Raw genomic sequence first — 6,994 nt, 5'->3', positions numbered from 1 at the left:
ACAAAGGATTTATCGATTAAAGACCTACTACTACCATACGTTGTGATGGTAGTAGTCATTTTTATTATGCAGGATGCCACCTATGTGTTCATCCTCTCTTGTATTGCGATCATCTCTCTGGTTTTTTGATTGGACTGCGAATAAAAGATATTAATATTTGCGTACTTGCAATGATGAATTTATCGTCCATTCTGATTGAAAATCTATTGTTTTCTACCGGCTTAATTAGCCTGTATTCCGACGAGGAAAACCGCCTGCTGCAAAACAGCATTATATTCGGTCTCTCCATGGTCAGAGAGTTATTTATTTTAGTGCTGCTCACTTACCGTGTTGAAATCACTAAGTCACTATTTCCTAAACATCAAATCCGTGCCACATTTGCTGACAGCATGATGCCCTGGCTCTATCTGATAGGCGCAGCCATCAGCTTTTTCGCACTGATAGAAAACTACTTCCGAAACGCGAAAGGCTACGACATTACTTTTTTCTTCTATGCCTTTGAAATTACTGGCTACCTAATATTTTCAACCATATGTGCGATGCTGGTTGCGCTGACAGTGATTTCTTATAAAGAAGCCTATGAACTGAAAGTACCAACCATTAAAAAACGGAGTTAACAGTCTGAAGACAAGCCTGTATGGTTCGGCGTCAGGCTTGTCTTAAGCACGGTCAGGGTATTGATGTATGGCCTTTATCGTGCGCTTTCGCCACCTCAATACACCTTTGCCGGCAGCCGTGATCGCATTCAATCGCTGTAAAAAAATGGGTTATCCAGATAAATAGGACGTGCTGTGCTCAAAAAGGACAGATCAAAATAGTGCGCCAATAACTGCTCATACTGGCCATTTTCTTTCAGGCGCGATAATCCCAGTGCCAGTTTATCTGCCAGCTCAGGCTTTTGCTTGTTAACAAAAAAGTAGAAATGTGCCGGGTAAGACAAGTAAAACTGCGGTAGCTTTATCAGATCTTCAGAGGCTTGTGCCGCCAGCTCAGAGTCAATTTCTATCACTGAGCGAGGAAAATAGTCAGCCTTCTGAGCCGTAATTAAATCGAACATAGCCTGATAATTTACAATCGGCCTGACTTTTAAACCATTGGCCGCCAGTATCTTAGTGTCTGGCCAGTCATGACCTTGCACGGCCACCAGTTTCGCCAGCTCAGTTTTGTCTTTCAGTGCTTGAAATCGCGCTAGCTGTGCCCGATTAACTAGCAACGCCCGTTTCCCTATCAAACCATCAAAGAGTGGAAATTTGACCGCGATGGCCAGCTTTTCCCGTGCCGGGCTGGACATACTCCAGTGCAAATCGACTTCCCCTTTGCTCAGTGCCAACAACGTTCTTTGCTGGTGAGGATGGACCTTGACGTGTTGAATGTCCACTGGGTATTCAGCAGCTTTTAAAGATAAGTCGAGCAGTTCATAGAGGAACAAGTCGCGGTCATAGAGCGGCCGCATTTCTTTCGCAACATATATGGTTGGCTTAGCTTCGGCAACAGCCCCAAGCAGGAATAGCATCAGATAAACATACCATTTTACCATACACCACCTAGCTCACATTGAAGTGTTAGTCCTGCAATTTGGCATCTCAGGCGCTAACGTTGTTGACTCTCAAACTACACCTTAGCGCACTTAACTGCAACAATACTCAAGTGAAATTGGCATCATACGCTGCTGACCGCGTCTAAACGTACCACCGGGGCACTCGGTTTACGGCGATTGCAAACAAACAAATAACTATTGCGGTACCTCTTGGCTTCTTTTTTTGCATCCGTTGCCAGCGCAGCAACCTGGTGGCTGTTACTACAAGATTCTACATCCGGTGAAACCAGCCCAATTGATAAAGTCAGCAAAGGAACAAATTGCTTCTGCCCTTCCCGATTGCTGGCCCAGTAACCACCAGCAGCCACATGCTCTGGGGTAAAAAAGGCCTTAGACTGAGCTTCAAAACGCTGAATTATCTCGTGGCATAAGGTTTCTGCATCATCCTCATCAAATACCACCATAAAGTCATCGCCGCCTATGTGGCCCACAAAGCAATGACTGTGCTTACAGACGGCCACTGTCACTTCTGCCAGCAGCTTGATCACACTGTCGCCACTGGCATAGCCATACAGGTCATTAAATTGCTTAAAGTGATTTAGGTCTATATAGGCCAGAGAAAACCCGTGCATAGCACGCAAACGTTGCTCAATGGCCTCATTAATTGCAACATTGCCCGGCAACATGGTGAGCGGGTTAGCATGTTGTGCATGACGAATTTTCTCGTCTGTGATGTGCTTGAGTATGTCCCGAAGTGGCGCCAGTCCCAGGTAACACCCTTCCCGGGTAATGATAATATGCCGCCGTATATCAAACTCGTGTTCCGTAATAAGTTGACTGACGCTATCGAGTTGTTCCTGCTCATCGACAATCAGGGGCTGCTTGTCCATCAGCTCTGTCACAGGTTTTTTGTCGAACAAGGCATGACCATAGGGCGCAGCAAAGACTTCGGTGAGCTGATCCCGGTGTAACAGCCCCACCGGCTCTCTGGCGTCATTGACCACAGTCAGACTCATAAGCCGTTTATCACGTTCAAAGTGCCGGTGAGCATCGAGGCATTGTGTACAGGTGTGAATGGCAGCTACATCTTTTGCCAGCCAGCCAATGGCAATAGACTGCTCAAACGGATTATCCTTATTGTCATTGTGACGATGCTGGGCCAGATTGATCATCTCACGGTCCGGGCGTTCACTGGGCTTGGCCAGCAGATACCCCTGCGCATTGACAATACCCAACTGCTCCAGCAAAGCGAGCTCTTCCATGCGTTCGATGCCCTCAGCAATGACCGCCGTATTGGTCGCTTTGGCAAGTTCAATAATGGACTTAAGAAACTCACGTTTGACAATACTCTGATCGCAATAATCGATAAAGTAGCGGTCCACTTTGACGAAGTCGGGGCATAGCTCTGACCATTGCTTAAGCCCCGAGTAACCAGCACCCAAGTCATCGATGGCAATGGTAAACCCCAGTTGACGGTAATGGGCAATGGTTTTTAACAGCAAGAAGCCGTCATCCACCTTATCCTGTTCAGTCACTTCAATCACAATGCGATTGGCAGCCAGCCCAGCCTGCTCAACCAGGTGTAAAGTTTCACCTTTGGGATGGCGCGGATCCAGTAACGCCTTTGGGCTGACATTGAGAAACAGCTTACCGGGTAATTGCAGCGCCACAAATTGCGTGATCGCTCTTTGACGGCACAGTAATTCCAGCTCAGATAGTCGGTCGTAGCGACTGGCTGCCGCAAACAAGCTGTCGGGTTGCTCCAGCGCAGTACCGCGCTTGCCTCTGCTCAGCGCTTCAAAGCCCAGCACCTGCTCCTTTGCCAAGTCATAGATTGGCTGGAATGCCGTATAAACGGCTTTGTTTGCGATGATTTCATCCAAAAGGATCTGCGTTGAGTCCACTGCTCGATGACCAAGATGAGGTTTGATTGATAATCGAGCAAATTATCAATTTTACATGACAGTTATATGTCAAAAAGAAAATTGTACCTAATTTGATGTTGAATCATTTGCAATTGCCTGTTCCTCAGCAGCTGCTTCAGAGCGCTTGATAGCCTGTTTAACCTGCTCAGCATGTGCCATGGCTTCGACCATTTCCAGCTCAGCTTCCAGATAGACTTCGTCGTCGCCTAAGCCATCTTTCACAATGACTAAGACTCTGGCAGGATGCAACATCAGCTCTTTACCATGATAACAAACCGGGTCGGGCAGCTTAGGTAGTTTATTGCCATCATGATAACCTTGCTCCAGGTCATCCAGAGACATGCCGCTCAGTGACTCCCTGATTGTCTGCACAGCATTGAAGTAAGACTGACACTGCGGATATGCGAGGTTAAACGCCTCAAGTACCAGGCTCCCCTGCTGTATCAGGTTATCAGCATGGGTACGAACCAATCCAGCCTCACTTTGAATACGAATGTCCTTAAGCAGTTCACTGGCAAGTAACTGATAGGTTTCGATCTCTGTATCAGGTTCTACTGATGTGACAGTCTGGGCATTGGCCCGCTGCTCTGACGGTTCTGAGCAGCCGAACAAAGTCAGGCCCAGTAACACGGTCGCTAATTCCTTACGCATTGTATTTCCTCCGAAATGACAAAAAAGCCGCGATACAATCGCGGCTTTCTATTACATTGCAGGTTGATTATGGCATGGCATCCAGGTCGGCGCCTTCTTTTTCCACCTCAACCGGGATCAGGTCCTCTTTGCTCACACCCATAGCAACGGCTACCGAGCTGGCCACGTAGACCGACGAGTAAGTACCGATGAATACACCAAATAGCAGTGCAGTCGCAAAACCATGGATAGTCTGACCGCCCCAGACAAACAGTGCAATCAGTACCAGAATCGTGGTGATTGACGTCACTAATGTACGGTTCAGTGTCTGAGTTAGTGAGATATCAATGATCTCCAGCGTATCGTCGATACGTACCTTACGGAAGTTCTCACGGATCCGGTCAGATACAACTATGGTATCGTTGAGTGAGTAACCAATTACGGCCAGGATCGCAGCCAGAATAGTCAGGTCAAACTCTAACCCCAACAGTGAGAACAGACCCATAGTCAGGATCACGTCGTGGAACAAAGCCGCGACGGCACCAACGGCAAAACGCCACTCAAAGCGAAACGCAACGTAGATAAGGATACACAGCAGGGCAGTCAGCATTGCCAGACCCCCCTGCTCTTTGAGATCTTCACCCACACTTGGACCAACAAACTCAATACGGCGCATTTCGACATTACTGTCGACCTGCTTCAACGCATCAACCAGCTGGTTACCCAGGATCTCAGCTTTAACGTCATCACGAGGGGCAAGGCGCACCAACACGTCCTGGCTTGAGCCAAACAGGGTCACAGACGCGTCTGGGAAACCACTTTCAGCCAGTGTGCTACGTACTTTCGGTAAGTCAGCAGGCTGGGAAAAACCCACTTCAACCGCAGTACCACCGGTAAAATCCAGGCCCATGTTCATGCCTTTGTAAGCCAGGCTGAAAATAGACGCCAGGATCAGTAGCGCAGAAAACGCCATCGACACTTTGCGCACCGCCATAAAGCGGATAGTGTCTTTGATTCTTAATAACTGCATCTTCGTCTCCTAGATTGAAAGCGAATTAATACGCTTGCCACCGATGACCGCATTGATCACCGCACGAGTACCGACGATGGCTGTAAACATCGACGTTAAAATACCAATGGCCAGCGTCACGGCGAAGCCCGCGATCGGACCCGTACCTACAGAGAATAGGATCACGGCAGCGATCAACGTGGTAATGTTAGCGTCGAAAATGGTGCTGAAGGCACTGTCATAACCATGATGAACCGCCTGCTGAGGACTGCGCCCTTCCGCGAGTTCTTCACGAATACGCTCGAAGATCAGTACATTGGCATCAACCGCCATACCGACTGTCAGTACAATACCGGCAATCCCCGGTAAGGTCAGCGTTGCACCCGGGATCATCGACATAACGCCCACAATCATCACTAGGTTGGCAGCCAGCGCCATGTTGGCAACCAGACCAAAGCCTTTGTAGTACATCAACATAAATGCCAGTACAAACGCAAAACCCAGCACAACCGCAGTCATACCAGCCTGGATGTTTTCCTGGCCCAGGCTAGGACCAACTGTACGTTCTTCAACAATTTGAATAGGCGCGACCAGCGCACCAGCTCGCAGCAACAAGCTCAGATTGTGCGCTTCAGCCGGGGTATTAATCCCGGTGATCTGGAATGAGCTGTTCAGACGGGCCTGAATCGTGGCCACGTTGATCACCTCTTCCACTTTGATCGGCGGCAGGGCTTTACCATTTTTGTCGACTTTACCTGACGGCTTGTATTCAATGAATACCGTTGCCATCGGCTTACCAATCGCACGTTTGGTAAAGGCACTCATTTTCGCACCACCTTTAGAGTCAAGATTGATGCTCACTTTCGGACGCTGATATTCATCCAGGCCAGACTGTGCACCTGTGATGTGTGACCCTTCCAAAACAACACGCTTTTTCACCACGACCGGGTAACCGGCTTGGTGCATAATGACTTCTGAACCCGGTGGTACGCGACCTTGCGCCGCGGCACGTGCATCGGCATTTTGATCCACTTCGCGGAATTCCAGCGTTGCCGTTGCCCCTAAGATCTCTTTCGCACGCGCGGTATCCTGCACACCCGGCAGCTGAACAATAATGCGCTCTGCTCCCTGACGCTGTACATTCGGCTCTGCTACGCCCAACTGGTTGATCCGGTTACGAATGATGGTCTCATTTTGTTTGATGGCGTAGTCGCGTAGCTCTTTAATCTTTAGCTCACTCAGCGTTGAGAAAAATGCCAGACCATTGCTGCTGTCGTTGATAAACAGGTTACCCGGGTAACGCTTTTTCAGGAACCGCTCAGCCGCATCTCTGTCTTCTTCAGAGCGCATAACTACCTGAATACGGTCACTATTAGCAACACGACGAATCGAGCGATAACGTAGTTTTTCTTCTCTTAGATCGCTCTTGTAGTCCTGCTCCATCTGTTCGAATGCTTTGTCCATGGCCGTAGCCATGTCAACTTCCATCGTAAAGTGGACGCCCCCGCTCAGGTCCAGACCCAGCTTCATAGGGTTAGCCCCAAGGTTCTTCAGCCAGTCAGGTTGGGCCGGTGACATATTGATGGCAGAGATATAGTCATCACTGAGGGTGTTACGCAGCAAATCCTGCGCTTTAAGCTGATCTTCCACATTAGTGAAACGGATCAGCACCTGACCATCTTCCAGGGCACTCGATTTTACGGTGAGGTTATTGTCTTTAAGTGTTTCATTTACTTGGTCAAGCACACTGAGATCGGCATTGGTACCTTTAGTACCAGAAACCTGTATGGCCGGATCACGACCATACAGGTTTGGTGTAGCGTATAAAATACCTACGGCCAATACAGCGAGCACAAGTAAATATTTCCACATTGGATACTTGTTTAACACTGG

6 protein-coding genes are annotated in these 6,994 nt (G+C 48.6%); 1 reads left to right on the top strand and 5 read right to left on the bottom strand.

Going from position 1 to position 6,994, the window contains the following annotated elements:
- The first annotated feature begins 170 nt into the window (after positions 1 to 170).
- Positions 171 to 617 (top strand): hypothetical protein, encoded by a 447-nt coding sequence (locus NH568_RS13835; protein WP_253048208.1) that lies wholly within the window; start codon positions 171 to 173, stop codon positions 615 to 617.
- A gap of 128 nt (positions 618 to 745) precedes the next feature.
- Here the strand turns inward: NH568_RS13835 and NH568_RS13830 are convergent, their stop codons facing one another.
- The 5 genes from NH568_RS13830 to secD all read right to left on the bottom strand — a co-directional run bounded on the left by NH568_RS13830 (position 746) and on the right by secD (position 6,991).
- Complete coding sequence (locus tag NH568_RS13830) at positions 746 to 1,537, bottom strand: transporter substrate-binding domain-containing protein (RefSeq protein WP_253048207.1); 792 nt, start codon at positions 1,535 to 1,537, stop codon at positions 746 to 748.
- Positions 1,538 to 1,659: 122 nt separating this feature from the next.
- Positions 1,660 to 3,441: a bifunctional diguanylate cyclase/phosphodiesterase gene (locus NH568_RS13825; RefSeq protein ID WP_253048205.1), complete on the bottom strand. Its 1,782-nt coding sequence runs from the start codon at positions 3,439 to 3,441 to the stop codon at positions 1,660 to 1,662.
- A gap of 87 nt (positions 3,442 to 3,528) precedes the next feature.
- On the bottom strand, positions 3,529 to 4,113 hold the full coding sequence (locus NH568_RS13820; RefSeq protein WP_253048203.1) for a hypothetical protein: 585 nt from the start codon (positions 4,111 to 4,113) through the stop codon (positions 3,529 to 3,531).
- Between the two features lie 67 nt (positions 4,114 to 4,180).
- Positions 4,181 to 5,122: a protein translocase subunit SecF gene (secF, locus tag NH568_RS13815; protein WP_253048201.1), complete on the bottom strand. Its 942-nt coding sequence runs from the start codon at positions 5,120 to 5,122 to the stop codon at positions 4,181 to 4,183.
- 9 nt (positions 5,123 to 5,131) lie between these two features.
- Entirely contained in the window at positions 5,132 to 6,991 is a 1,860-nt protein-coding gene (secD, locus tag NH568_RS13810; RefSeq protein ID WP_253048199.1) for a protein translocase subunit SecD, read from the bottom strand.
- Positions 6,992 to 6,994: the final 3 nt, after the last annotated feature.

The sequence above is a fragment of the Pseudoalteromonas sp. XMcav2-N genome (genome assembly GCF_024124545.1).
In the GTDB taxonomy this organism is placed as follows: domain Bacteria; phylum Pseudomonadota; class Gammaproteobacteria; order Enterobacterales; family Alteromonadaceae; genus Pseudoalteromonas.
This window is presented reverse-complemented; position numbering and strand designations above follow the sequence as displayed.